The organism is Streptomyces marokkonensis, from assembly GCF_039539045.1.
GTDB lineage: Bacteria > Actinomycetota > Actinomycetes > Streptomycetales > Streptomycetaceae > Streptomyces > Streptomyces marokkonensis.
Map to the genome: position 1 here is coordinate 1 of NZ_BAABCQ010000125.1, position 24,134 is coordinate 24,134.

The window sequence follows — 24,134 nt, forward strand, 5'->3', positions numbered from 1 at the left end:
CTGTCAGGCCAGTTTCCAGACGTACTGTCCTGATCTTGAGGGAACCAGCTCCGCCACGGCAATCGCCGCAGGCGCTGCCGCCCTCATTTGGTCCGCTCACCCGGACTGGACGGCCAATCAGGTCACCCGCTCCCTGATCGACACCGCCAGCCGTGACTGGCCGAAGGACGACCCGACTCAGTACGCGGGCTATGGAACCATCCGCCCCCGCTCGGTGCTGGCGAACCCGGACTACGATCCCGGCGAGCCGTATTCCGACCCGCTCGGAAAGTGGAACAAGGAGAAGGGGGAGAAGCTGGTGACGGAGATTCCTCCGGCGTCCTCCTCTTCTGAGCCTTCCGCGGGTGCAACAGCCGGGTCACAAGGGGCGGGCGGGTCTTCTGCGGACAAGCCGGCGGGAGCAGGGTCGGACGATGCGAAGACCGTGTCGTCCGATGCTTCGGATGACAGTGGCAGCACGTTGTGGATCGCACTGGGTGCCGCCGCAGCCGTGGTCGTGATCGGCGGGGGCGTCTTCGCCGTACTGCGGGCGCGGCGCGCGAACTGACACCGGCGTCGTCGGTGCCGTATCAGATAGGGAACAGGGAGGGCAGGGGCGGATCATGGCCGTCGACCAGAAGCTCGAAGATGCAGCGGTAGTCAAGCTGCAGAAGGACATGTACGAGAAGTTCGAGAGCATCCGGAAGCGGGTGCACAACCTTCAGGGCGTGATCGACGGCCTTGAGGGTCAGTGGCAGGGCATCGGCCGTGCCGCGTTCGACACGAAGCAGTACGAGATCAACACGTCGCTGCAGAACATGGGCCGCATCCTTGGTGACGTCGTCGAGGCGATGACCGCCACGCGCAACATCAAGGACAGCAAGGAAGACGAAGTCCGCGCAGCCGTGAACAAGATCAATGTTCACGATGGCGCGTCCGCGCTCAATTCGTACTGACACGAGCCGCTTTCCAGGCATCGAGTCGGGGCATCGACGGGCCGGAACGGGGACGTCGGTGTCGACAGCAGCCACAGCTGAAGGAAACGAGGTAGGCAGGGATGAGCCGTAACGCGGACGGTCTGCAGGTAACGTACGACGGGCTCGACTTCGCGGCGACCAACATCGCCAACGAGGCGAAGCTGCTTGACGAGGACATCCAGCAGCTCCGTCAGATGGTGCTCAACAGCAAGCAGTACTGGGCGGGTAAGGCCCAGGGCACCTTCGACGAGAAGCTGGGGCGCTGGGACAAGGAAGCCAGCGACATCCACCAGGCCCTGATGGGTATCGGCCGCGTCGTGGGACAGTCCGGCGGTACCTACATGGAAGGCGACCTGGCGGCGTCCAGGTACCTGCAGTAGCCACGGCGGCAGGACAGCGGCAGGAACGAGGGTGGGCGTGCGCGGGAGACGCCCACCCTGCTGCTGTCCGGAAGCCGTCACAAGGAAGAGACCGGGAATGAGAGACAAGGAAGCGCATGCCAGGCACCGGAAGTGGCGCGCTGCCGTCCTCGTGTCCCTACAGGGCTCTCACTCGGCTCGATACCCGCAGTTCCGCCACTGCCGCTCCCGTACCGATGGAGCGTTTCGTCGCACGTAGCGCCGACGGCGAACACACGGTTCTGCTCAGCAAGCCCCTGGCCACGGTCGAGGCGCGGCCCTTTCTGGCCGAGGCCGAGATTTCCCGTTACCTTCTGGGGCCCTGGATCCTGCCGGTCGTCGACATTGCCGCTCCCGGTGGGGAGGCGTGGGTGGCTCATCGTTACGTACCCGCTCTGCCCCTGCCCACCGTGCTGACACTTCACGGCCGTCCCCTGCCCGAGCGAACCGTCAGGGCGCTCGCTGTCGCCCTGGCCGAAACCCTCGCCGTGCTGCACGGGCAGAACACCACTCACGCGGGAGTGGCTCCGTCATCGGTGCTGATCGCCGCGGACGGACCTCGGCTCACGTGCTACGGAGCCGTGCGAGCCGCCGTACCGGGAGATGTCCCGCGTCGTGGTACACCGGGGCTGGATCCCGGCAGCCTGCCGCCGGAGCAGGCTGCAGGCGGGAGGCCCCGGCCGCTGGGTGACATCTACGCGTTGGGCGCGACGCTCGCCTATGCCGCGACGGGATACACGGTGCCGGAACGGGAGGAGCTGCCTTCCTTTCTGCGACCACTGGTCGGTCGGTGTCTGGCGAGAGACCCGGCACAGCGTCCCTCACCCCTGGAGATGATCGAGGAACTGGTGGAGGGCGCCGCGCCCCTCGGCTCCGCGCAGTTCGGTCCCGCCACACGCGCCGAGGCCTTGCTCGGCCCTGGATGGCTGCCCGCTCGGGTGGTAGCCGGCATCGCACACCAGTCGGCGTCCGTGCTGGCCGCGGAACTGGCGCCGGCGACGTAGTCCTGTGCCGCACCCGTATCGACATTGCCAACCCCGCCTCACCTGACTTCGACAACGAGAACCCATGCCGACTGCACTCACCCACGACGATCCGATCGCCTTCGGTCCCTACCGGCTTGTCGCCCGGCTCGGCAGCGGCGGCATGGGAACCGTGTACGTGGCGCGCTCGGCCGGTGGGCGAACGGTCGCGCTCAAGACCATGCACGCGGCCATCGCCGCTGATCCCGCCGCCCGGACCCGCTTCCGGCTCGAGGTCGATGCCGCCCGGATCATCGGCGACCGGTTCGGCGCCCGGGTGATGGACGCGGACCCTCTGGCGGAGACGCCCTGGATGGCCACCGAATACGTCCTCGGGCCGTCACTCGACGAGGCTGTGGGAATCGCGGGGCCCTTGCCGGAGCGTTCCGTGCGGGCCCTGGGGGCCGCGCTGTGTGCGGCGCTCGGCCAGTTGCACCGCTCGGACATCGTGCATCGTGACCTCAAGCCGTCCAACATCCTCATCGCCGGATACGGACCGAAGCTCATCGACTTCGGCATCGCGCGGGCGATCGGCGACGACCGCCTCACGCGCGCCGGTGCTGCCGTGGGCACTCCGGCGTTCATGTCACCGGAGCAGGCGACGGGACAGGAACACGGCCCGGCCGGCGACGTGTTCGCGCTCGCCGGAGTGCTGGTGTTCGCGGCTACAGGGCGTGCCCCGTTCGGGCACGGACAGGCGGCGGATCTCCTCTACCGGGTCCGCTACACGGAAGCAGACGTCGACGGCGTGCCGGCGTCGCTGGCGCAGGTGCTGGCCGAGTGCCTGGCCAAAGCACCGGACGAGCGGCCGCTCACCGAGGAGCTGGCTGCTCGAATCCACGACGGGTCAGGGGAGTTCGCCGAACATCTGCCTGACGTCCTGCTCGCGGACATCGGGCGGCGGGCGACCGACGTATGGCAGCTGGTGCCGCAGCGTTCGGCTCCCCCGGAGATACCGGACATGCCGCCGGAGGCACCCGGCGGTCCGGGGCGCTCGCCGTCGCGTAGGCGCTTTATGGCGTTGGGCGGGGCACTGGCCGTGGGCGGCGTGGGCGTGGCCGGGTCACTGTGGTGGCAACGAGAAGGCCCCAGTCGGCGGAAACCGAGTGCGCGGCCACGAGAGACGCGCAATCTCGAACCACTGTGGCTGTCCGAGCGGTCCGGCAGGATGATGATGGAGGGCTGGGGGCTGATCATTCCCCACTCGGCCAACGGGCACATCGACCTCGCGATGCACGCCCAGACCGTGCGCATCTCTTCCGCCACGGGCAGACGGCAGGACCTGCTCATCACCACCACGGAGTGGTGGCAGATGACAGCCGTCGGGGACCGGATCTATCAGCTCTCCGCCGACTTCGAGCACGGCACGAGTAAGCGCGTCCCGGTCGAGGTGGCCACCTATGACGAAGAACAGGAGTATGTGAAACCGACCGGCACGTACTTCGAGGACACCGCTTTCGACCTCCGCGGCAACCAGTTGCTCGGCATCGTCGAGAACATCGCGTACGTCGCGGTGGGCCAAGGGGAGTCCAAAACGGGCGACTTCCGCGCCTCGCAGACATGGACGTTGCGTGCCGCGGACCTCACCACCGGAAAGACCCTCTGGAAGCAACCCCTGCCGAAAAGGACGGATGGAAGCACCCGTCTGCATTTCCTCGCCGCAAAGGTCGTGGGCACACGGTTGGTGACGTTCCAGGAAGCGGAGGACAAGACGGTACGGATCGTGGTCCGCGACACCCGCACCGGAGCCATCCTCTGGGACAAGCCCCACGACACCGAGGACCCCGAGCCCCTGCGCAGCGAGATGGCTGCCGACCGGCAGCACCTCTACGTCGGAGGAGCTCACCTGAAGGCGCATCGGCTGACCGACGGGGCACAGGCCTGGGCGACCGAACAGAAGCGTGGATACGGTCCGCCGACCGTGAAGGACGGCGTGCTCTACGCCGTCGCCGAGAACACCGGGATCACAGCGGTCGACACGGAGCGGGGCAAGGAGCTCTGGACCGAGAAGACGGATCAGACGTCAGGGGTGTACACCGGCTGGCGTCCCCTCGTCGGTGACCGCCACGCGTACTACCGGAACGGTGTCCACCTGCGGGCGGTGGGCCTGTCGTCCCACACCACCGAGCTGACTCACAAGACGAACGGTGAGCAGTTCCACGAGGACCCGCAGGCCGGACTGATCCTCGCCGTGGACGCTGACCGCCTGGCCGCCTACAAGCTCAGCTAGCCGGCCTGGCCCACAAGAAGAAGTTCCTCGAGTCGCCCCTCGGCAGAAAGACCAAGCATGGAACCCCTCGGTACCGGAGACCCGATCCGCCTTGGCCCCTATCGCCTGCTCGGCGTCCTCGGCGAGGGCGGCATGGGAAAGGTCTACACGGGCCAGGACGGTGCCGGAGACCTGGCAGCCATCAAAGTGCTGCGCCCCGAACTCGCGCACGACGCCCACCTCGCCCAGCGTTTCGTACGGGAGGCCCTGGCCGCGCAGGCCGTACGCAGCCCGGGTGTGGCGGCAGTGCTCGGGGCGAGGACGGAAGGCGCGCGGCCATGGATCGCCACCGAGTTCCTCGCCGGACTGACCCTCGATCACGCGGTCGACACCTACGGCCCGCTGGATGAAACCGCCCTGAGGGCCCTGGCCGCGTCCCTCGCCCGCACCCTCGGTGACATCCACACCGCGGGCTTCATCCACCGCGACCTGAAGCCCCCCAACATCGTCCTGACGTCGAACGGGCCGCGCGTCATCGACTTCGGTATCGCCCGGCCCGAACACGGACTCACCCTCACCAGCACCGGCCAGGTACCCGTCACCCCGGGATACGGGGCGCCGGAACAGGTACTTGGGCAGCGCGTCGCCCCGTCGGCCGACGTGTTCTCGCTGGGTGCGGTACTCGTGTACGCGGCCACTGGCCGACGCGCCTTCGACGGCGGGCACGTGGCTGAACTCCAGTACCGAGTCGTCCACGACGAGCCACTGGTCGAGGGCATCGAACCCCGGCTGCTGGATCTCATCGTTCCCCTCCTGGCCAAGGACCCGGCCGCGCGCCCGACCCCCGGACAGATCGCGCAAGCCATGGCTGTGCCGAAGGGCGCCGCCCGTGCATGGCGCAGAGGCAGCGTCGCCGACGGTATCAAGCAGCGTGAGGCCGACACGCACGCGTTGATCGGCCAAGCGCTGCCGTCCGGTGAAGGGCAGACCACATCTGTCACACGGCGACGCCTGATCACCGGGCTCACCGCGTCAGGCGCCGTCCTGGCCGCCGGCGGCGGCGCGACGGCCTGGTGGCTCGACAGCAGGGAGGAGAAGTCTGTCCCCCGGGCCAGGAAGGCCGACCCGTTCGACATCCCACCCGCTGTCGCGACGCCTCGAGAACCGCTCAGCCCTCTTCGCGAGAAGTCGTCCTACCTGGGCAGCCCGGCACCGATCTGGTCCCTGACGGATGAGGCGGACGTCTTCTCACCGACCCTGCTGCCCGTGCGTGACGTCATCGTCTTCGGTGCCGCAAGCGGTGGCATCGTCGCGTACGACGTCAGGGACGGTACTCAGCGCTGGATCGCTCCGGTCGTCCAGCCGAAGCGGGGCTACCTGTCGCTCTCGGACCGGTTGGTGGTGGGAGCCGACGGCAAGGGCGGACTTCACACCTACGTGCCGTCCACCGGGGAGACACGATGGACGTGCGCCGGGGCCCGGGCGAAGCGGCTGCTCGCCGCCGACGAAGAGGCTGTGTACGTCCTCACCGAGGACGAGCGGCTGCGCAGTGTCCGGCGTGCGGACGCGAAGGTGGGGTGGACGGTCGAGCTTCCCGGCGACTTCGTGAAGAAGCTGAGCGAGCACGCCGTCGTCCGGCAGGGCCGGCTGGTACTCCCGACGACGGACGGCAACGTTCTCGTCGTGAGCACGAGCGACGGCCGTCCGGCGTGGCGCCGCCGCGACGGTGTCAGTGTCTCGGTCCGCCCCGCCGTCGCGGGCGACACCGTGTACCTCAACGGCAGAACACTGGACGCGCGCCGCATCAGCGACGGGAAACTGGTCTGGAGTGCGAAGCTCGACGAGGACGAGGCCGCCGCAGACGAGTGGGGACATCCAGTGGTTGCCGGGGAGGCGGTGTACGCCGTTGGCGGCATGTTCCCCAGACGCCTGAAGAAGAGCAACGGTGAGCTGGTCTGGCGGGGACGATTCGACGCTTTCGTCGCCAGCCCCATACTGGTGCAGGGCCACGGCGTCTGGTCGATCCTGCCGGACGACATCAAGGAGGATCAGCTCATCGTCGGTGTCGCCACGGTGGCCGAGGGGGAGCGGGCCTGGAGGTCCACCACGGTGCCGATGTTCGAGTACCGGGTGCGCATGGCCGCCGACGGGAACCGAGCCTTCTACCTGAGCGACAGCTCGGTCTTCGCGCTCACCTGCTTCTGAACGGGCCGGGGCCTTCCGACGACGTGCGGAAGGCCCCGGCCGACGACTTCAGACGTCATCCACGAACCCCACCTGAACCAACGGCTTCCCCCGCCGTCGTGACACGAACACGCCCCGCCCCGGCGGCATCGGGCGGGGGCGCACCCCACCCAGCAGGTCGCCCTCTGCCGGATCGCCGCTGAGAACGATGCCCTGGGCGCCGAGTTCCTTGAGGCGCTGCATGAAGGCCTCATAGCCGGCGCGGCCCGCGCCCGCGGTGGAGCGGGCGATGATGAAGCGCACACCGACGTCCCGGGCGAAGGGCAGGAGTTCGGTCAGTCCTGCCAGCGGATTGCCGCTGGACGTGGCCACCAGGTCGTAGTCGTCGATGACGATGTACACCGTCGGCCCCTGCCACCAACTCCGGTCGCGCAGCTGTTCCGGCGTGACGTCGGCCGTCGGCGTACGACGCTGCATCAGCTCCACCAACGCGTCCATGTGGTGCTGCATCTGATTCGACATGGGCACGTACTCGGCCAGGTGTGACGGCGGGGTCACCCCCAGCAGGGAGCGGCGGTTGTCGATGACGAACAGCTTGCAGGAGTTGCCGTCGTAGCGCTCGGTGAGCCGCTGGATGAGCACCTTGAGCATGTTCGACTTGCCGGACTCGCTCTCGCCGAAGACCAGGAAGAACGGGTCCTGGTCGAAGTCCACGAACACCGGCTCGAGGGCGTCCTCGTCGAGTGCGAACGACACGCCGCGCCGGGGAAACCGGTCGCCGGGGGGAAGTTGGCGCACCGGGAACTCGCGCGGCAGCAGCCGCACCGCGGGCGCGCCCGGCTGCTGCCAGTGCCGGGTGACCTCGGCCGCAAGCGCCTGCGTGGCCTCAGCCAGGTCAGTGTCGGAGGACAGCCCGTCCATGCGCGGGACCGCCGCCATGAAGTGCTGCTTCTGCGGGGTCTGGCCACGCCCGGGCACACCCGTAGGCACGGTCGCCGCGACCTTGCGGTCGAACTCGGAGTCCATGGAGTCGCCGAGCCGCAGCTCGAGACGGTTCATCAGCAAGTCCTTGAGATTGCCCCGGACCTCCATGGAGCGGGACGCGGTGAGGACCAGGTGGATGCCGTAGCCGAGACCGCGCGCCGCGATGTCCAGCACGATCGACTCCAGCGCCTCGTAGTCCGCACGGAAGTTCCCCCAGCCGTCGATCGCCAGGAACACGTCGCCCCAAGGCTGGTCGGTCACCGAGATGTCGCCTCGCGCACGGCGGGCACGGAACTCCGCGATCGAGGAGATGCCGGCCGTACGGAAGTACTCCTCTCGGCGGGTCAGCACGCCGTACACCTCGGCCGCCGTGCGCCGTACCTTCTCGGGGTCGAGGCGTGAGGCCACGCCACCGACGTGGGGCAGGCCGGCCACCGCCGACAGACCGCCGCCACCGAAGTCGAGCCCGTAGAACTGCACCTCGTGCGGGGTGTGTGTGAGCGCGAAGGAGGCGATGAGCGAGCGCAGCAGCGTCGACTTGCCGGACTGCGGGCCGCCCAGGATCTGCATGTGGCCGGCCGCGCCCCCGAAGTCCACCCACAGCGGGTCCCGTCGTTGCTCGTACGGCTTGTCGACGATGCCGACGGGCACCACGAGCCGTCCCGCGCCCTCGTAGCCGGGCTGGGTCAGGCCGCGCCCCGCCACCTGGGCGAGGCCGGGCAGCAGCGCGTCGAGCGACGGCGGACTGTCCAACGGAGGCAGCCACACCTGGTGGGCGCTGGGGCCCTGCGCCTCGAGACGCCGTACGACGACGTCGAGCACGGTGTCGGTGAGCGCGTCGTCGGCCTCGTCCGGCGTCTCCTCCCGCTGCGGCGGCACCGGCGCGTACCGTACCGGGACCTCTGCGGCGGTGAACAGTACGGGACGCCGGTCGACCGGCCGCGGGCCGCCGAGGGACGCCGTCTGCTGTGCGCTTGTGCGGTACACGCCCGAGACATAAGCGGCCTTGAAGCGCACCATCTCGTCCGTGCCGAACTTCAGGAAGCCGGAGCCGGGGACGTTCGGCAGTTCGTAGGCGTCCGGGACACCGAGCGCGGCTCGGGACTCGGCGGCGGAGAAGGTACGGAGACCGATCCGATACGAAAGGTAGGTCTCCAGTCCGCGCAGACGCCCTTCCTCGAGCCGCTGCGAGGCGAGCAGCAGATGTACACCCAACGACCGGCCGATACGGCCGATCTGCACGAACATCTCGATGAAATCGGGCTTGGCCGTGAGCAGTTCGCTGAACTCGTCGATCACCAGGACGAGCGAGGGGATCGGCTGCAGCGCGGCGCCGGCCGCGCGGGCCTTCTCGTAGTCGTGGATGTTGGCGTAGTTGCCGGCGTCGCGGAGCATCTCCTGACGGCGGTTGAGCTCACCGCGGATCGAGTCGCCCATCCGGTCGACCAGGGTGAGGTCGTCCGCGAGGTTGGTGATCACGGCGGCGACGTGGGGCAGTTGCGCCATACCGGCGAACGTCGCCCCGCCCTTGAAGTCGGCGAGTACGAGGTTGAGGGTCTCGGAGGAGTGGGTCACGGCCAGGCCGAGGACCAGAGTGCGCAGCAGCTCCGACTTGCCGGAGCCGGTGGCGCCCACGCACAGGCCGTGCGGTCCCATGCCCTCCTGCGCAGCCTCCTTCAGGTCGAGCATGACGGGCCTGCCGTCCTCGCCGACACCGATCGGCACCCTGAGCCGTTCGGACTGGGACCGGGGCCGCCAGGTCCGACGTGGATCAATGGAGGCGGCGTCGCCGAGGTTGAGGAGATCGGTGAACTCCAGATTGGCGAGGAGAGGCTCGTCGTTGTCCCCACCCGTTCCCACGCGCAGCGGCGCCAACTGCCGGGCCAGGGCTTCCGCGCTCTCCTGGGAGAGGAGGTCGGGCGTACCCTCGTAGACCGCCCCGTGCGCCGATTCCAGACGCAGTTCCTTCGGCTGTACGGCGAGCGAGAGGTCCCCGCGTCCGGTGGCGAGAGTGCCGGGAACCACCTCCAACACGGTCACCCCCTGCAGGCCCTCCGGACTGGCCAGCAGCGACGTCGGCGGCAGGGAGATCCCGTCGAGAACGATGACGAGGTGCGGCTGCTCGGGTACCGGCCGGCCGTCCGGGTGGAACCTGGGGCGCCCCTCGAGACGGGCGCCGAGCAACTCCTCCAGGAGCGCCGGTTCGGCCGTGATCAGACGCCGTGAGCCCGCGCCGTCCGTGTTGCCGTCGGCCTGTACGTGTGGGAGCCATTTGACCCACTCCCATTCCGGCGTCGATTCACGCCCGAGAACGATGCCGATCACCAGGTCCTCGGGAGAGTGCATCGCGGCGAGCGAGGCGGTGACGGCCCGAGCGGTGCCGCGCACGGCGACCGGATCGCCGCTGATCGTCACGTGGTAGAAGGACCGCAGCGAAACCGCGATCGGAAGGTCCTCAAGAGTGCTGTGCGTGGCCAGGAACCGATGCATGGCACCGGTGGTCAGCGGCTCCAACTCGTCCACCGGGGCGGTCTCCGGCGGGACCAGGGGGGTGGCCAGGGCCTGCGGGCCGAGACCCACGCGCACCTGGCCGAAGTCCTCGTCGCCCGAGCGCCGCTCCCACAGCCGGCTACCCTCCGCGACCAGCGCCCACAGTTGCTCCGGTGAGGGGTGCAGATAGTACTGGGCGTCACGCTGAGCCTTCGCCGTCCCCTGGGCGGCACGCCTGGCCTGCGACAGATAGCGGAGGTAGTCCCTGCGCATGTCGGCCAGCTGGCCCTGGTTGCCGCGGCGGTAGCGAACCAGCATCGCGATGCCCATGGCGATCGTGGACGCCACCATCACCATGCCCATGATCTTCATGAAGGGCTGGGCCTGGGGGTTGAAGAAGAACACCACGGACCCGCCCATGCCGAGCATGGGCAGGAGTTGCATCAACGCGCCTTCCTGCTGCCCGCGCGGAAGCTCCGGCGGTGGCTGCAGGTGAACCTCCTCCGTGGGCACGTTCTCCGGCAGTGCCCGGGGCGGGCGCTTGACGACGATATGGCTCACTTCGTACCAATTCCCTTGCCGGCCCGACTCGTTCCGTCCGCCGCCCGTCTCCCGGCGTACGTCGATCGCGAAGGGCGATCCTACTGACACACACTGGCAGGGGCGGGCGGTAGGGTGCCTGCGGGACGCGTGAGCAGTTGCGAACCCGCCTGGGACTTCCAGGTCCTCGTGGACAACGCAACGCTCGCCAGGAGTACCCCGCGCGCCACGCAGCGATGCCGGGCGGCGCGGAACAACCGAGCAGGATCGTTACCGAGAGGCAGGGCGCGCCGGTACCGCACCTTGCCGACATCGCCTACGAGGGGGAGCAGCGGGTGAGCATGACGGCCTCCGCGCCGACCGGCGTGACAGCCGGAGCGGGCGCGGGCACCGGAAACCCGGTCACAGCGGGTTCGGGGCTCGGCTTCTGCCGGGTCACGATCGTGGCGCCGGACAGCCGCATCGACGTGGCCCTGCCCGATGACGTACCGGTCGCCGACCTGTATCCGGAGATCCTGCGGTTCTCCCGCCAGAGTCCCACCGAGGGTGCGCCGGTCGGTTATCACCTGGTACGCCGTGACGGGACCGTCCTCGACAGCGCCCGGTCCTTCGCGGCGCAGCGCATCCTGGACGGCGAACTGCTCACGCTGCGTCCGTTCGCCGACTCGCTGCCCCCGGCCGTCTTCGACGACGTCTCGGAGGCGGTCGCCTCCGCCGTCGCCCACGACCGCACGCTGTGGGACGGCGAGCTGACGCGGGTGGCCGGCCTGGTGGGGGCGGGCGTGCTCCCCGTACTGCTGGCGTTCGTTGCCTGGAACTCCCACGTCCGCCACGACATGCACAGCCTGCAGGGCATACTCGCCGCGGTCGCCGGAGTCCTGCTCGTCACCTTCGCGTGCGTCCGGGCGCGCGTGTACGGGGACCGGGGCTCGGCGATCGCCCTCGGCCTCGGCGCTCTTCCGAACATCGCCGTGGCGGGCTCCGGACTGGTTCCGCTCGCCGAGGGGCAGGGCATCGGACGGCTCCAGTTCCTCCTGGCGTGCGCGGCGGTCCTGGTCACCTCCGTGGTCCTCACCCTGGTGTCACCGAGCGGCGACAGTCCCTTCGTGGCGTTCGTCTTCGCCGCCGCGATCGGTCTGCTCGCGACGTTCGTGGCGATGCTGACGCACCTGAAGCCCATGGAGACGGCCGCGGTCTGCGCACCTCTGTCGGTGTGTGCTCTCGCGTTCCTGCCGGGGCTGTCCCTGCGCTTCGCGCGGCTGCCCATCGGTTACGAACCACCCAACGGGCCACGCGGCTCCTACTCGGCGGACGAGTCGGACTCCCCGGAACCCGTGGACGCCGAGCGCGTCGCAGCCCAGGCCCGCCGCGGCCACGAGCTCCTCGCGGGACTGGTCGGCGGCTGCGCGCTGGTCTCGGTGGGCGCGTCGGCCGTCCTCGGGTTCACCGGCAATGTGTGGGCGCAGCTGCTGACGCTCGCCACCGGCATCGCGATGTTGATGCGGGCCCAGCTGTTCCGCTACACCGCCCAGGTCGCTGCCACGCTGGTCGCGGGGCTGGCCTGCCTGGTCTCTCTCGGCCTGGGCCTGGCGATGAACCCGCCGGTGGAGTACTGGCACGATGCGCTCAAGGGCGACACCAGCGCCCTGGACCTCCGCAGCGTGTGGCTGGCGGCGGCGGTCGCTGCAGCTGTGGCTCTGGTCACAGCAGTCGGCCTGATCATCCCTCGTCGCGGCGTAACGCCCTTCTGGGGGCGCTTCGTGGAGATCGCCGAGGTGTTCGTGCTGCTGACGCTGATTCCCCTGGCTCTCGCCGTGTTCGACGTCTACGCCGCGGCGCGGTCGATGACCGGCAACTGAGTGTCGGCTCCACGCGGCGTGACGTCCGGGACGGGCGGGCGGCACGCCGTGTGCCGCCCCGCACCCTACTCGGCGCTGTTTTTGGGATCCTGAGGGTCCTGCTGCGCCGGCTCCAGGTCGAACTCGCCGTCCCGGGCGCCGAGCACGAACGCCCGCCACTCCGCCTCCGTGTAGCGCAGCACGGTGTCCGGGTCGAGCGACGACCTCATGGCCACGGCACCGTCGGGGAGATAGGCGATCTCGACCCGTTCCTCGTGTTCTTCGGTGCCGGGCGCGCTGTGCCATTCGACGCCGGAGATGTCGAGGGAGTAGAGCTCGTCCCTCTCCCGCTCCTTGCGCGCTCGGAGTTCCTTGTCCTCGGCCATCGCGGCTTCGGTCCTTCCTGCTGTCCCAACGAACTGTGCGGCTACCCTACTTGCTGCTGTTGTTCCTGGTCAGCGGATCACCGATGTGCGTGCCCGGCATGAGTGACGGCCCTCGTCGACGCCTTGACACCTCTGTTCTTCCGGGCCGTGAAGGGCAACGTCGTGAGTGTCGGGCCTCCGCCCCCTCCCGTGCCTTCTCCGGAGATCCGCCCGCGGCCCGCCGAGCGTCGGACCACTTCACGCAGGGCTTCGGCAGCGGGGCGAGAGCGTCCGCTTCAGCCGAACCCATCCGAATCAATCCGGATCCAGCCGAACCCATCCGAACTCATCCGAGACCGCCGGGTGGCCACCCCTCCCCGGACAGATGCTCGACCGCGACCGGGCCATGCCTTCGGGCTGCGGAAAGGGTGCCCCCTCCAGGCTGGTACGCTGTGTGACGGCCGCTTGTGTACGCATCCCCGGAGCCAGGAGCCCTGGAGGACGCGCCCAGCGGATCCTCGCCTTCCGAGTCACGGAAGATCTCCCGAGACGTAGACCGGGGGCACTCGGTGGGCACGCACAGACCAAGAGGAGTACGCGTGTCGCTCGACGCCGCAGTGAAGAAGCAGATCATCACCGAGTTCGGTACCAAGGAGGGCGACACCGGCTCCCCCGAGGTCCAGGTCGCTCTGCTGTCCCGTCGGATCTCCGACCTGACCGAGCACCTCAAGACCCACAAGCACGACCACCACTCCCGTCGTGGTCTGCTGATCCTGGTCGGCCAGCGCCGCCGGCTGCTGCAGTACCTCGCCAAGAAGGACATCCAGCGCTTCCGTGCGCTGGTCGAGCGCCTCGGCATCCGCCGCGGTGCGGCGGGCGCCAAGTAGGACGCCGTGAAGGGAGCGGTTCCCACCGTTGGGGGGCCGCTCCCTTTGCTGTACGTGCGCTCTGTCGCCGCCGCTTTGTAGTGTGGTAGCAGAAGAGAAGACGCACGACGTACACGACGTACGACACAACGAACGAAAACGAGGAGAAGCGCGCCTAGCCGCCGCCGGTCCTCGGTAGTGGCTCCCGGGTGCAGAACCCGGGCGCTTCGATCGAAGACCGGCCCGCATTGCCCGGAGCGCTTCTCCGCCACCGTCCCCCCGCCACACGGGCGAGGAGGGACGAAGACGAGGAGAAAACACTAGTGGAGAACGAGACCCACTACGCCGAGGCCGTCATCGACAACGGCGCGTTCGGCACCCGTACCATCCGCTTCGAGACGGGCCGGCTGGCCAGGCAGGCCGCCGGTTCCGCCGTGGCGTACCTGGACGACGACACCATGGTGCTGTCGGCCACCAGCGCCTCCAAGAACCCCAAGGACCAGCTCGACTTCTTCCCCCTCACGGTGGACGTCGAGGAGCGGATGTACGCCGCCGGCAAGATCCCCGGCAGCTTCTTCCGCCGTGAGGGCCGGCCGTCCGAGGACGCCGTCCTCACCTGCCGCCTGATCGACCGCCCGCTGCGTCCGTCCTTCAAGAAGGGGCTGCGCAACGAGATCCAGGTCGTCGCCACGATCATGGCCCTCAACCCCGACCACCTGTACGACGTCGTGGCGATCAACGCCGCCTCCGCGTCGACGCAGCTGGCCGGTCTGCCCTTCTCCGGCCCGATCGGCGGCGTCCGCGTCGCGCTGATCCGCGGCCAGTGGGTGGCCTTCCCGACGCACACCGAGCTCGAGGACGCCGTCTTCGACATGGTCGTCGCGGGCCGCGTCCTGGAGGACGGCGACGTCGCGATCATGATGGTCGAGGCCGAGGCCACCGAGAAGACCATCAAGCTGGTCGAGGGGGGCGCCGAGGCGCCCACCGAGGAGGTCGTCGCCGCCGGTCTGGACGCCGCGAAGCCCTTCATCAAGGTGCTGTGCCGCGCCCAGGCCGACCTCGCCGCGAAGGCCGCCAAGCCGACCGGCGAGTTCCCGATCTTCCTGGACCACCAGGACGACGTCCTGGAGGCGCTCGACGGCGCCGTCCGCCCCGAGCTCAGCCAGGCGCTCACCATCGCCGGCAAGCAGGAGCGCGAGGCCGAGCTGGACCGCGTCAAGGCACTCGCCGCCGAGAAGCTCCTGCCGGAGTTCGAGGGTCGCGAGAAGGAGATCTCCGCCGCGTACCGCTCGCTGACCAAGTCCCTGGTCCGTGAGCGCGTCATCAAGGAGAAGAAGCGCATCGACGGCCGCGGTGTCACCGACATCCGCACCCTGGCCGCCGAGGTCGAGGCCATCCCGCGCGTGCACGGTTCCGCGCTGTTCGAGCGTGGCGAGACGCAGATCCTGGGCGTCACCACCCTCAACATGCTCCGCATGGAGCAGCAGCTGGACACCCTCTCGCCGGTGACCCGCAAGCGCTACATGCACAACTACAACTTCCCGCCGTACTCCGTCGGCGAGACCGGCCGCGTCGGCTCTCCGAAGCGCCGCGAGATCGGCCACGGCGCTCTCGCCGAGCGCGCCATCGTGCCGGTACTGCCGACGCGCGAGGAGTTCCCGTACGCGATCCGTCAGGTGTCCGAGGCCCTCGGCTCCAACGGCTCGACGTCCATGGGCTCGGTCTGCGCGTCCACCATGTCGCTGCTGAACGCCGGTGTGCCGCTGAAGGCCCCCGTCGCCGGTATCGCCATGGGCCTGATCTCCCAGGAGATCAACGGCGAGACGCACTACGTCGCCCTCACCGACATCCTCGGTGCGGAGGACGCCTTCGGCGACATGGACTTCAAGGTCGCCGGCACCAAGGAGTTCGTGACCGCCCTCCAGCTCGACACCAAGCTGGACGGCATCCCCGCCTCCGTCCTGGCCGCCGCCCTCAAGCAGGCCCGTGACGCCCGTCTCCACATCCTCGACGTGATGATGGAAGCGATCGACACGCCGGACGAGATGTCCCCGAACGCGCCGCGGATCATCACCGTGAAGATCCCCGTCGACAAGATCGGTGAGGTCATCGGCCCCAAGGGCAAGATGATCAACCAGATCCAGGAGGACACGGGCGCCGACATCACGATCGAGGACGACGGCACCATCTACATCGGTGCCGCCCAGGGCTCGCAGGCCGAGGCCGCCCGCGCCACGATCAACGGCATCGCCAACCCGACCATGCCCGAGGTCGGCGAGCGCTACCTGGGTACGGTCGTCAAGACGACCACCTTCGGCGCGTTCGTCTCCCTGCTGCCCGGCAAGGACGGTCTGCTGCACATCTCGCAGATCCGCAAGCTCGCCGGCGGCAAGCGCGTGGAGAACGTCGAGGACGTCCTCGGTGTGGGCCAGAAGGTCCAGGTCGAGATCGCCGAGATCGACTCCCGCGGCAAGCTCTCCCTGATCCCCGTGGTCGAGGGCGAAGAGGGCGACGACGACAAGAAGGACGACACCGACAAGTGACGTCTCGTAACGCCAGGGCGACGGCCCGCACCTCCTCGGAGGCGCGGGCCGTCGCCCGTACCCAAACCCTGATCAAGGGCGAGCACGGTATCGGCACGGTCCGCAAGACCACCCTCCCGGGCGGCCTGCGCATCGTCACCGAGACCCTGCCCTCGGTCCGCTCGGCGACCTTCGGCATCTGGGCGCACGTCGGCTCCCGCGACGAGACCCCGGCCCTGAACGGCGCCACCCACTACCTGGAACACCTGCTCTTCAAGGGCACCCGGGGGCGCAGCGCCCTGGACATCTCCTCCGCCATCGACGCGGTCGGCGGGGAGATGAACGCGTTCACGGCGAAGGAGTACACGTGCTACTACGCACGCGTGCTCGACACCGACCTGCCGCTCGCCATCGACGTGGTCTGCGACATGCTGACCGGCTCGCTGATCCGCGAGGAGGACGTCGACGTCGAGCGCGGCGCGATCCTCGAGGAGATCGCGATGACCGAGGACGACGCCGGCGACTGCGTGCACGACCTGTTCGCGCACACCATGTTCGGGGACAACGCCCTCGGCCGCCCCGTCCTCGGCACGGTCGACACGGTCAACGCACTCACCGCCGACCGCATCCGCCGCTTCTACAAGAAGCACTACGACCCCACACATCTCGTGGTCGCCGCGGCCGGCAACGTCGACCACAACAAGGTCGTACGTCAGGTCCGCGCCGCCTTCGAGAAGGCCGGCGCCTTCCGGGACCCGGTGGCCGAGCCCATCGCACCGCGCGGCGGGCGGCGCACGGTCCGCGCCGCCGGCCGGGTCGAGCTGATCGGCCGCAAGACCGAGCAGGCCCACGTCATCCTCGGCATGCCGGGCCTGGCCCGTACCGACGAGCGCCGCTGGGCGATGGGCGTCCTCAACACCGCTCTCGGCGGCGGCATGTCCTCGCGCCTCTTCCAGGAGGTCCGCGAGAAGCGCGGCCTGGCCTACAGCGTGTACTCGTACACCTCGGGCTTCGCCGACTGCGGCCTCTTCGGCGTCTACGCGGGCTGCCGGCCCTCCCAGGTGCACGACGTGCTCAAGATCTGCCGCGACGAACTCGACCATGTCGCCGAGCACGGCCTCACTGACGAGGAGATCGGCCGCGCGGTCGGCCAGCTCCAGGGCTCCACGGTCCTCGGCCTGGAGGACACCGGCGCGCTGATGAACCGTATCGGCAAGAGCGAGCTGTGCTGGGGCGAGCAGATGTCCGTCGACGACATGCTGGCCCGGATAGCCTCGGTCACGCCGGACGACGTCCGCGCGGTCGCCCGCGACGTCCTGGGACGACGGCCCTCGCTGTCGGTCATCGGCCCGCTGAAGGACAAGCAGGCGTCCCGGCTGCACGACGCCGTCGCCTGACACTCCCGGTTTCTCGGTAAGGAAGCGAACACAACATGAGCAAGCTGCGCGTGGCCGTCCTCGGTGCCAAGGGCCGGATCGGCTCCGAGGCGGTACGGGCGGTCGAGGCCGCCGAGGACATGGAACTGGTCGCCGCCCTGGGCCGGAACGACAGCCTGGACACGCTCGCCGGCGCCGGCGCCCAGGTCGCCGTCGAGCTGACCACCCCCGCCTCGGTGATGGACAACCTCGACTACTGCGTACGCCACGGCATCCACGCCGTCGTCGGCACCACCGGCTGGACCGACGAACGCCTCGCACAGCTGACGACCTGGCTCGACGGCTCCCCGGAGACGGGCGTACTCATCGCGCCCAACTTCTCCATCGGCGCCGTGCTCACCATGAAGTTCGCCCAGCTCGCCGCCCCGTACTTCGAGTCCGTCGAGGTCGTCGAGCTGCACCACCCCAACAAGGTCGACGCCCCCAGCGGCACCGCCACCCGCACCGCCCAGCTGATCGCGGCGGCCCGGCAGAAGGCAGGCTCCGCTCCGGCGCCCGACGCCACTGCCACCGCCCTGGACGGCGCCCGCGGCGCGAACGTCGACGGAATCCCGGTCCACGCGATCCGGCTGCGCGGCCTGCTGGCCCACCAGGAAGTCCTGCTGGGCGGCGAGGGCGAGACCCTCACCGTCCGGCACGACTCCCTGCACCACAGCAGCTTCATGCCCGGCATTCTGCTGGGCGCCCGCGGGGTGGTGACCACTCCGGGCCTCACCTTCGGCCTGGAGCACTTCCTGGACCTGAACTGAGCCTCTGACCCTCATGCGCGCGAAAATCTCCTACGTCATCACGGCCGCCGTCCTGGTCTTCTACTTCGCCCTGGCCGGCAGCCGCGGTGTGCTGCTCATCGGCACCGGCACGCCGCTCACCGTGGCCTTCGGCGTCGCGGTACTGATCCTGCCGGTGATCGGCGTGTGGTTCCTCTGGAAGAACACCCAGTTCGTCCGCAAGGCCAACCGGCTCGGCGCCGAGCTCGACGCCGAGGGCGGACTGCCCGTCGACGAGCTGAAGCGCACTCCCAGCGGCCGCGTGGACCGGGAATCGGCCGACGCGGTCTTCGCCCTGCGCAAGGCCGAGACGGAGGACGCCCCCGGCGACTGGCGCAGCTGGTTCCGCCTCGCCGTGGCCTACCACGACGCCCGCGACACCCCGCGCGCCCGCAAGGCGATGCAGCGGGCGATCGCCCTGCACGACGGCAAGCACGTCGAGGCCGCCTGAGCAGACCGAAACGCCGGGGACCCGGACCGCTCTCAGCGGTTCGGGTCCCCGGCGTGTGTCGGCGTGCTCAGGGCCGCCGGTACTCGCCTGCCCACGCCTCCACGGCGTCGGCCGCCCGGTTGAAGGCCTCCTCCCGTGCGAGGAAGTCGGCGTTGTGCGTGGTCAGCAGCGGAGACCCGGTCTCCGCGGACCGGCCCTGCCGGACCAGCAGCAGTGCCTGTCCCTGCACCGTGCGCGGCAGCCCGAGCCAGCGCACCGGCTGCTGCACCGTGCGCACGCTGGCGACCTGCTGCCAGGCCGTCGTGCGCGTGCTGAGGAAGCTCACACGACGCACTCCGTGCGCGCTCACCCACGCCCCCATGCGCAGCATCCGCAGGGCACAGGCGATCATGACCACCGCGACACCGAACACCACACCGGCGGCGGACAGCGAGTCCGTCGCCGCGATGATGATCGCCGAGAACAGTACGAACGAGGCGAGCAGCAGCACCAGCGCCGCCACCCCCACGCGCCACGGCCCGGGCCGGTAGGGCCGGCGCCAGAGGTCGCGGTCGTCGTGCGGCAGCGCGACATCCTCGTTGGTGTCGAAGGCGCGGTCGGCCGTCAGGAAGGACAGGGGCACGGCTGGTCCTCACTCGTTCCATGCGTGGGCTGTGCCCGGTGAGGCTACCGACCTGTGTCTCCGGTCACCACCCTCGGGGGTCCGGATGGGAGCCAGGACCGTCCCCGCGGCGCCGTCAGCGCCGGTCGGAGGCCTGCGACGGCTGCTTGTGCGAGGCGGGCTGGTCGGCCGACAACGCGGGCATCCCGATCACCAGGGAACCCACTATCCCGGCGACGACGGTGAGGCCGAGCAGCCAGCGTCCGGCCAACTGGCCGAAGGACGCCCGCTCGCGCGGCGGGGGAGTGACATTGCTGCGGAACCTGTCGGCTTCGGCGACGAAGGCGAACGGCACGGGTTCACGCCTGCGGATCATGGAGACTACGTCTCCTCTCAGAGATGAATGCTTCGCTGTTACTCATACAGACGAACGAACAGCCCCTCGGGTGCCCTCTTTCACCGATTTCATCGCAGCACGGCTCCGAACACCCCATTCGAAGGGTCGTAGAGTGGCCTCGCCAAGCGACAAGATGGGAAGGCCCTGCACCCGTGACCGACACCCCCGCCGACGATCTCAAGATCGACCTCCGCAGCGACGTCACCGTCGAGCTGGTCAAGAGCAGCGCGACCGACTCCGACGTGCTGTTCGCCGCCCGTGTCTCGACCGTTGGGGAGCAGTCCCTGGACGAGCTGAAGAAGGACCCGGAGCGCTCGAAGGGCCTGATCAACTACCTCATGCGGGACCGGCACGGCAGCCCGTTCGAGCACAATTCGATGACCTTCTTCATCAGTGCCCCGATCTTCGTCTTCCGCGAGTTCATGCGGCACCGCGTCGGCTGGTCCTACAACGAGGAGTCGGGCCGCTACCGGGAGCTCCAGCCGGTCTTCTACGTGCCGGGTCAGGACCGCAAGCTGGTCCAGCAGGGCCGCCCGGGCAAGTACGTCTTCGTCGAGGGCACCACCGAGCAGCACGATCTGGTGAGCCGGTCGATGGAGGACTCCTACCGCCAGGCCTACCGCACGTACCAGGAGATGCTCGCCGCCGGCGTCGCCCGCGAGGTGGCCCGCGCGGTACTCCCCGTCGGCCTGTACTCGTCCATGTACGCCACCTGCAACGCGCGCTCGATGATGCACTTCCTCGGCCTGCGCACCCAGCACGAGCTGGCCAAGGTCCCCTCCTTCCCGCAGCGGGAGATCGAGATGGTCGGCCAGAAGATGGAAGAGGAGTGGGCACGGCTCATGCCGCTCACCCACGCGGCCTTCAACGCCAACGGACGCGTGGCGCCGTAACGCGCCTTCGGTGCCCGGTCGGGCACAGATGTGCGCATCAGCCGCGCGAAGTGTCCGTATTGCGGCATTTGGAGAAGTTCATCTAGCCTGATCAAAGGGACCCGGCACTGCTTGAACCCCCGAGCAGGCAGTGCCGGGCTCCACTCCTCGTCCCACCTGCCGCCTCCCCCGAGGGCAGACCCCGCCCTGAGCAACGAGTAGCGTGTAACCCATGGCTCCGACCTCCACTCCGCAGACCCCCTTCGGGCGGGTCCTCACCGCCATGGTCACGCCCTTCACGGCGGACGGCGCACTCGACCTCGACGGCGCGCAGCGGCTCGCCGCCCACCTGGTGGACGCAGGCAACGACGGCCTGATCGTCAACGGCACCACGGGCGAGTCCCCCACCACCAGCGACGCGGAGAAAGCGGACCTCGTACGAGCGGTCCTGGAGGCCGTCGGCGACCGGGCACACGTCGTCGCCGGAGTCGGCACGAACAACACCCAGCACAGCATCGAGCTGGCCCGCGTCGCCGAGCGCACCGGCGCACACGGCCTCCTGCTCGTCACGCCGTACTACAACAAGCCCCCGCAGGAGGGCCTGTACCAGCACTTCACGGCCATCGCCGACGCCGCCGAGCTGCCGGTCATGCTCTACGACATCCCCGGACGCAGCGGTGTCCCGATCAACACGGAAACGCTGGTCCGCCTCGCGGAGCACCCGCGGATCGTCGCGAACAAGGACGCCAAGGGCGACCTCGGCCGCGCGAGCTGGGCCATCGCGCGCTCCGGTCTCGCCTGGTACTCCGGCGATGACATGCTGAACCTGCCGCTGCTCTCCGTGGGCGCGGTCGGCTTCGTCTCGGTCGTCGGCCACGTCGTCACCCCCGAACTGCGGTCCATGGTGGACGCGCACGTCTCGGGCGACGTGCAGAAGGCACTGGAGATCCACCAGAAGCTGCTCCCGGTCTTCACCGGCATGTTCCGCACCCAGGGCGTCATGACCACCAAGGCCGCGCTCGCCCTTCTGGGACTGCCCGCCGGACCGCTGCGCGCGCCCATGGTCGGCCTCACGTCCGAGGAAACCGAGCAGCTCAAGATCGATCTTGCCGCGGGCGGGGTACAGCTCTGACAACAGACTTCGCACGACCGCACCACCGCGTGATCCGTACGAGCCGCACAAGCCACACGAGCGGTACCAGCCGTACGACCGGACTTCACAACTGAATAAGCGGGCCACCGGTGCCCGCGCCACCCATACGACAACTGCTTACGCACGAACGTCATGCGCGCCACGTGCCCACCGGTACGTGGCGCGTGTGGTGAGGAGAGTCTTTTGAGTCATCCGCATCCTGAACTGGGCCGTCCCCCGGCGCTCCCCAAGGGTGGCCTGCGGGTCACACCCCTTGGCGGGCTCGGTGAGATCGGCCGCAACATGACGGTCTTCGAGTACGGGGGCCGTCTGCTGATCGTCGACTGCGGAGTGCTCTTCCCGGAGGAGGAGCAGCCCGGAATCGACCTGATCCTGCCGGACTTCTCGTCCATCCGGGACCGCCTCGACGACATCGAGGGCATCGTCCTCACCCATGGTCACGAGGACCACATCGGCGGCGTCCCCTTCCTCCTCCGCGAGAAGCCGGACATCCCGCTGATCGGCTCCAAGCTGACCCTCGCGCTCATCGAGGCCAAGCTCCAGGAACACCGCATCCGTCCGTACACCCTCGAGGTGACGGAGGGGCACCGCGAGCGCATCGGCCCCTTCGACTGCGAGTTCGTCGCGGTCAACCACTCCATCCCGGACGCCCTGGCCGTCGCCATCCGCACCCCCGCGGGCATGGCCGTCCACACCGGCGACTTCAAGATGGACCAGCTTCCGCTGGACGGCCGTCTCACGGACCTGCACGCGTTCGCGCGACTGAGCGAGGAGGGCATCGACCTCCTCCTCTCGGACTCGACGAACGCCGAGGTCCCCGGGTTCGTCCCGCCCGAGCGGGACATCTCGAACGTCCTGCGCCAGGTCTTCGCCGGCGCCCGCAAGCGGATCATCGTGGCGAGCTTCGCCAGCCACGTCCACCGCATCCAGCAGATCCTGGACGCGGCTCACGAGTACGGCCGCCGGGTCGCCTTCGTCGGCCGTTCCATGGTCCGCAACATGGGCATCGCCCGGGACCTCGGCTACCTGAAGGTTCCGCCGGGCCTCGTCGTGGACGTCAAGACGCTCGACGACCTGCCGGACAGCGAAGTGGTCCTGGTCTGCACGGGCTCCCAGGGCGAACCGATGGCCGCCCTGTCCCGCATGGCCAACCGTGACCACCAGATCCGCATCGTCAACGGCGACACGGTGATCCTGGCCTCGTCCCTCATCCCGGGCAACGAGAACGCGGTGTACCGCGTGATCAACGGTCTGACCCGCTGGGGCGCGAACGTCGTCCACAAGGGCAACGCCAAGGTTCACGTCTCGGGCCACGCCTCGGCCGGCGAGCTGCTGTACTTCTACAACATCTGCCGGCCCAGGAACCTGATGCCGGTCCACGGCGAATGGCGTCACCTGCGGGCCAACGCCGAGCTGGGTGCCCTGACCGGCGTCCCGCACGACCGCATCGTCATCGCCGAGGACGGCGTCGTCGTCGACCTCGTCGGGGGCAAGGCGAAGATCTCCGGCAAGGTCCAGGCGGGTTACGTGTACGTCGACGGCCTCTCGGTCGGCGACGTGGGCGAGCCGGCCCTCAAGGACCGCAAGATCCTCGGCGACGAGGGCATCATCTCGGTCTTCGTGGTCATCGACTCGTCCACCGGCAAGATCACCGGTGGTCCGCATGTCCAGGCACGGGGCTCGGGCATCGAGGACTCCGCCTTCGCCGCGGTACTCCCCAAGGTCACGGAAGTACTGGAACGCTCGGCCCAGGACGGCGTCGTCGAGCCGCACCAGCTCCAGCAGCTGGTGCGCCGGACGCTCGGCAAGTGGGTCTCGGACCAGTACCGACGCCGGCCGATGATCCTCCCTGTCGTCGTGGAGGTCTGACGGGCCGTCGGACCTCCGACAGCGCCAACCTGGAGCGGGGCGCCTCGATTTGCATCGAGGCGCCCCGCTCCAGTACGTTTACATCTCCGCTCGGACGGGCACCCGATCACTTCGTGGATCGGAGCCGGCCCAGGAGGGCGGGAAATCCGACTCAGAACTTCTGATAGAGTCGGAACCGCCGGAAAGGGAAACGCGAAAGCGAGAACCTGGAAAG

Annotated in this window: 19 protein-coding genes; 15 read left to right on the plus strand and 4 right to left on the minus strand. The window is 69.1% G+C overall.

Going from position 1 to position 24,134, the window contains the following annotated elements:
* The 6 genes from ABEA26_RS25715 to ABEA26_RS25740 form a co-directional block, all read left to right on the plus strand.
* Positions 1-547: S8 family serine peptidase (locus tag ABEA26_RS25715; RefSeq protein WP_345595722.1), on the plus strand; the 547-nt coding region annotated here is incomplete at its 5' end.
* Positions 548-602: 55 nt separating this feature from the next.
* Complete coding sequence (locus tag ABEA26_RS25720; RefSeq protein WP_345595723.1) at positions 603-935, plus strand: WXG100 family type VII secretion target; 333 nt, start codon at positions 603-605, stop codon at positions 933-935.
* 101 nt (positions 936-1,036) lie between these two features.
* On the plus strand, positions 1,037-1,336 hold the full coding sequence (locus ABEA26_RS25725; RefSeq protein ID WP_345595724.1) for a WXG100 family type VII secretion target: 300 nt from the start codon (positions 1,037-1,039) through the stop codon (positions 1,334-1,336).
* A gap of 215 nt (positions 1,337-1,551) precedes the next feature.
* On the plus strand, positions 1,552-2,358 hold the full coding sequence (locus ABEA26_RS25730; RefSeq protein ID WP_345595725.1) for a protein kinase family protein: 807 nt from the start codon (positions 1,552-1,554) through the stop codon (positions 2,356-2,358).
* A gap of 64 nt (positions 2,359-2,422) precedes the next feature.
* Entirely contained in the window at positions 2,423-4,606 is a 2,184-nt protein-coding gene (locus tag ABEA26_RS25735; protein WP_345595726.1) for a protein kinase domain-containing protein, read from the plus strand.
* 57 nt (positions 4,607-4,663) lie between these two features.
* Positions 4,664-6,790 (plus strand): protein kinase domain-containing protein, encoded by a 2,127-nt coding sequence (locus tag ABEA26_RS25740; RefSeq protein ID WP_345595727.1) that lies wholly within the window; start codon positions 4,664-4,666, stop codon positions 6,788-6,790.
* Positions 6,791-6,838: 48 nt separating this feature from the next.
* On the opposite strand, the gene eccCa is transcribed toward ABEA26_RS25740, so the two are convergent.
* Entirely contained in the window at positions 6,839-10,804 is a 3,966-nt protein-coding gene (gene eccCa / locus ABEA26_RS25745) for a type VII secretion protein EccCa (RefSeq protein ID WP_345595728.1), read from the minus strand.
* A 320-nt stretch (positions 10,805-11,124) separates the two neighbouring features.
* Between eccCa and eccD the strand changes: the two genes are divergently transcribed.
* Positions 11,125-12,642, plus strand: coding sequence for a type VII secretion integral membrane protein EccD (gene eccD / locus ABEA26_RS25750; protein WP_345595738.1), 1,518 nt, complete (start codon positions 11,125-11,127; stop codon positions 12,640-12,642).
* A 65-nt stretch (positions 12,643-12,707) separates the two neighbouring features.
* Here the strand turns inward: eccD and ABEA26_RS25755 are convergent, their stop codons facing one another.
* Positions 12,708-13,007, minus strand: coding sequence for a DUF397 domain-containing protein (locus ABEA26_RS25755; protein ID WP_345595729.1), 300 nt, complete (start codon positions 13,005-13,007; stop codon positions 12,708-12,710).
* A 578-nt stretch (positions 13,008-13,585) separates the two neighbouring features.
* Here ABEA26_RS25755 and rpsO point away from each other — a divergent pair.
* The 5 genes from rpsO (at position 13,586) to ABEA26_RS25780 (ending at position 19,028) form a co-directional block, all read left to right on the plus strand.
* On the plus strand, positions 13,586-13,873 hold the full coding sequence (gene rpsO, locus ABEA26_RS25760; protein WP_019330982.1) for a 30S ribosomal protein S15: 288 nt from the start codon (positions 13,586-13,588) through the stop codon (positions 13,871-13,873).
* A gap of 302 nt (positions 13,874-14,175) precedes the next feature.
* Complete coding sequence (locus tag ABEA26_RS25765) at positions 14,176-16,395, plus strand: polyribonucleotide nucleotidyltransferase (protein ID WP_345595730.1); 2,220 nt, start codon at positions 14,176-14,178, stop codon at positions 16,393-16,395.
* Positions 16,392-17,771, plus strand: coding sequence for a M16 family metallopeptidase (locus ABEA26_RS25770; RefSeq protein ID WP_345595731.1), 1,380 nt, complete (start codon positions 16,392-16,394; stop codon positions 17,769-17,771). The genes ABEA26_RS25765 and ABEA26_RS25770 overlap by 4 nt, the downstream gene beginning before the upstream one ends.
* Before the next feature lie 35 nt (positions 17,772-17,806).
* Entirely contained in the window at positions 17,807-18,559 is a 753-nt protein-coding gene (gene dapB, locus ABEA26_RS25775; protein ID WP_345595732.1) for a 4-hydroxy-tetrahydrodipicolinate reductase, read from the plus strand.
* 13 nt (positions 18,560-18,572) lie between these two features.
* The gene (locus tag ABEA26_RS25780) at positions 18,573-19,028 is read left to right on the plus strand and encodes a tetratricopeptide repeat protein (protein WP_345595733.1); all 456 of its coding nucleotides are present in this window, start codon (positions 18,573-18,575) and stop codon (positions 19,026-19,028) included.
* Positions 19,029-19,095: 67 nt separating this feature from the next.
* Here ABEA26_RS25780 and ABEA26_RS25785 read toward each other — a convergent pair whose 3' ends face one another.
* On the minus strand, positions 19,096-19,650 hold the full coding sequence (locus ABEA26_RS25785) for a hypothetical protein (RefSeq protein ID WP_345595734.1): 555 nt from the start codon (positions 19,648-19,650) through the stop codon (positions 19,096-19,098).
* 115 nt (positions 19,651-19,765) lie between these two features.
* Positions 19,766-20,005, minus strand: a complete 240-nt coding sequence (locus ABEA26_RS25790) for a hypothetical protein (RefSeq protein ID WP_279565693.1) — start codon at positions 20,003-20,005, stop codon at positions 19,766-19,768.
* Between the two features lie 173 nt (positions 20,006-20,178).
* Here ABEA26_RS25790 and thyX point away from each other — a divergent pair, with 173 nt between their 5' ends.
* The 3 genes from thyX (at position 20,179) to ABEA26_RS25805 (ending at position 23,920) form a co-directional block, all read left to right on the plus strand.
* Positions 20,179-20,919 (plus strand): FAD-dependent thymidylate synthase, encoded by a 741-nt coding sequence (gene thyX / locus ABEA26_RS25795; RefSeq protein WP_345595735.1) that lies wholly within the window; start codon positions 20,179-20,181, stop codon positions 20,917-20,919.
* Positions 20,920-21,130: 211 nt separating this feature from the next.
* Positions 21,131-22,030, plus strand: coding sequence for a 4-hydroxy-tetrahydrodipicolinate synthase (gene dapA / locus ABEA26_RS25800; protein WP_345595736.1), 900 nt, complete (start codon positions 21,131-21,133; stop codon positions 22,028-22,030).
* A 204-nt stretch (positions 22,031-22,234) separates the two neighbouring features.
* The gene (locus ABEA26_RS25805) at positions 22,235-23,920 is read left to right on the plus strand and encodes a ribonuclease J (protein ID WP_345595737.1); all 1,686 of its coding nucleotides are present in this window, start codon (positions 22,235-22,237) and stop codon (positions 23,918-23,920) included.
* The last annotated feature ends 214 nt before the right edge of the window (positions 23,921-24,134 follow it).

Coding starts and splice junctions, on each gene's coding strand:
- eccD (WP_345595738.1), top strand. CDS start 11,125: ATGACGGCCTCCGCGCCGACCGGCGTGACAGCCGGAGCGGGCGCGGGC.
- dapB (WP_345595732.1), top strand. CDS start 17,807: ATGAGCAAGCTGCGCGTGGCCGTCCTCGGTGCCAAGGGCCGGATCGGC.
- ABEA26_RS25780 (WP_345595733.1), top strand. CDS start 18,573: ATGCGCGCGAAAATCTCCTACGTCATCACGGCCGCCGTCCTGGTCTTC.
- ABEA26_RS25725 (WP_345595724.1), top strand. CDS start 1,037: ATGAGCCGTAACGCGGACGGTCTGCAGGTAACGTACGACGGGCTCGAC.
- ABEA26_RS25720 (WP_345595723.1), top strand. CDS start 603: ATGGCCGTCGACCAGAAGCTCGAAGATGCAGCGGTAGTCAAGCTGCAG.
- ABEA26_RS25735 (WP_345595726.1), top strand. CDS start 2,423: ATGCCGACTGCACTCACCCACGACGATCCGATCGCCTTCGGTCCCTAC.
- dapA (WP_345595736.1), top strand. CDS start 21,131: ATGGCTCCGACCTCCACTCCGCAGACCCCCTTCGGGCGGGTCCTCACC.
- ABEA26_RS25740 (WP_345595727.1), top strand. CDS start 4,664: ATGGAACCCCTCGGTACCGGAGACCCGATCCGCCTTGGCCCCTATCGC.
- ABEA26_RS25755 (WP_345595729.1), bottom strand. CDS start 13,007: ATGGCCGAGGACAAGGAACTCCGAGCGCGCAAGGAGCGGGAGAGGGAC.
- ABEA26_RS25730 (WP_345595725.1), top strand. CDS start 1,552: ATGGAGCGTTTCGTCGCACGTAGCGCCGACGGCGAACACACGGTTCTG.
- ABEA26_RS25790 (WP_279565693.1), bottom strand. CDS start 20,005: ATGATCCGCAGGCGTGAACCCGTGCCGTTCGCCTTCGTCGCCGAAGCC.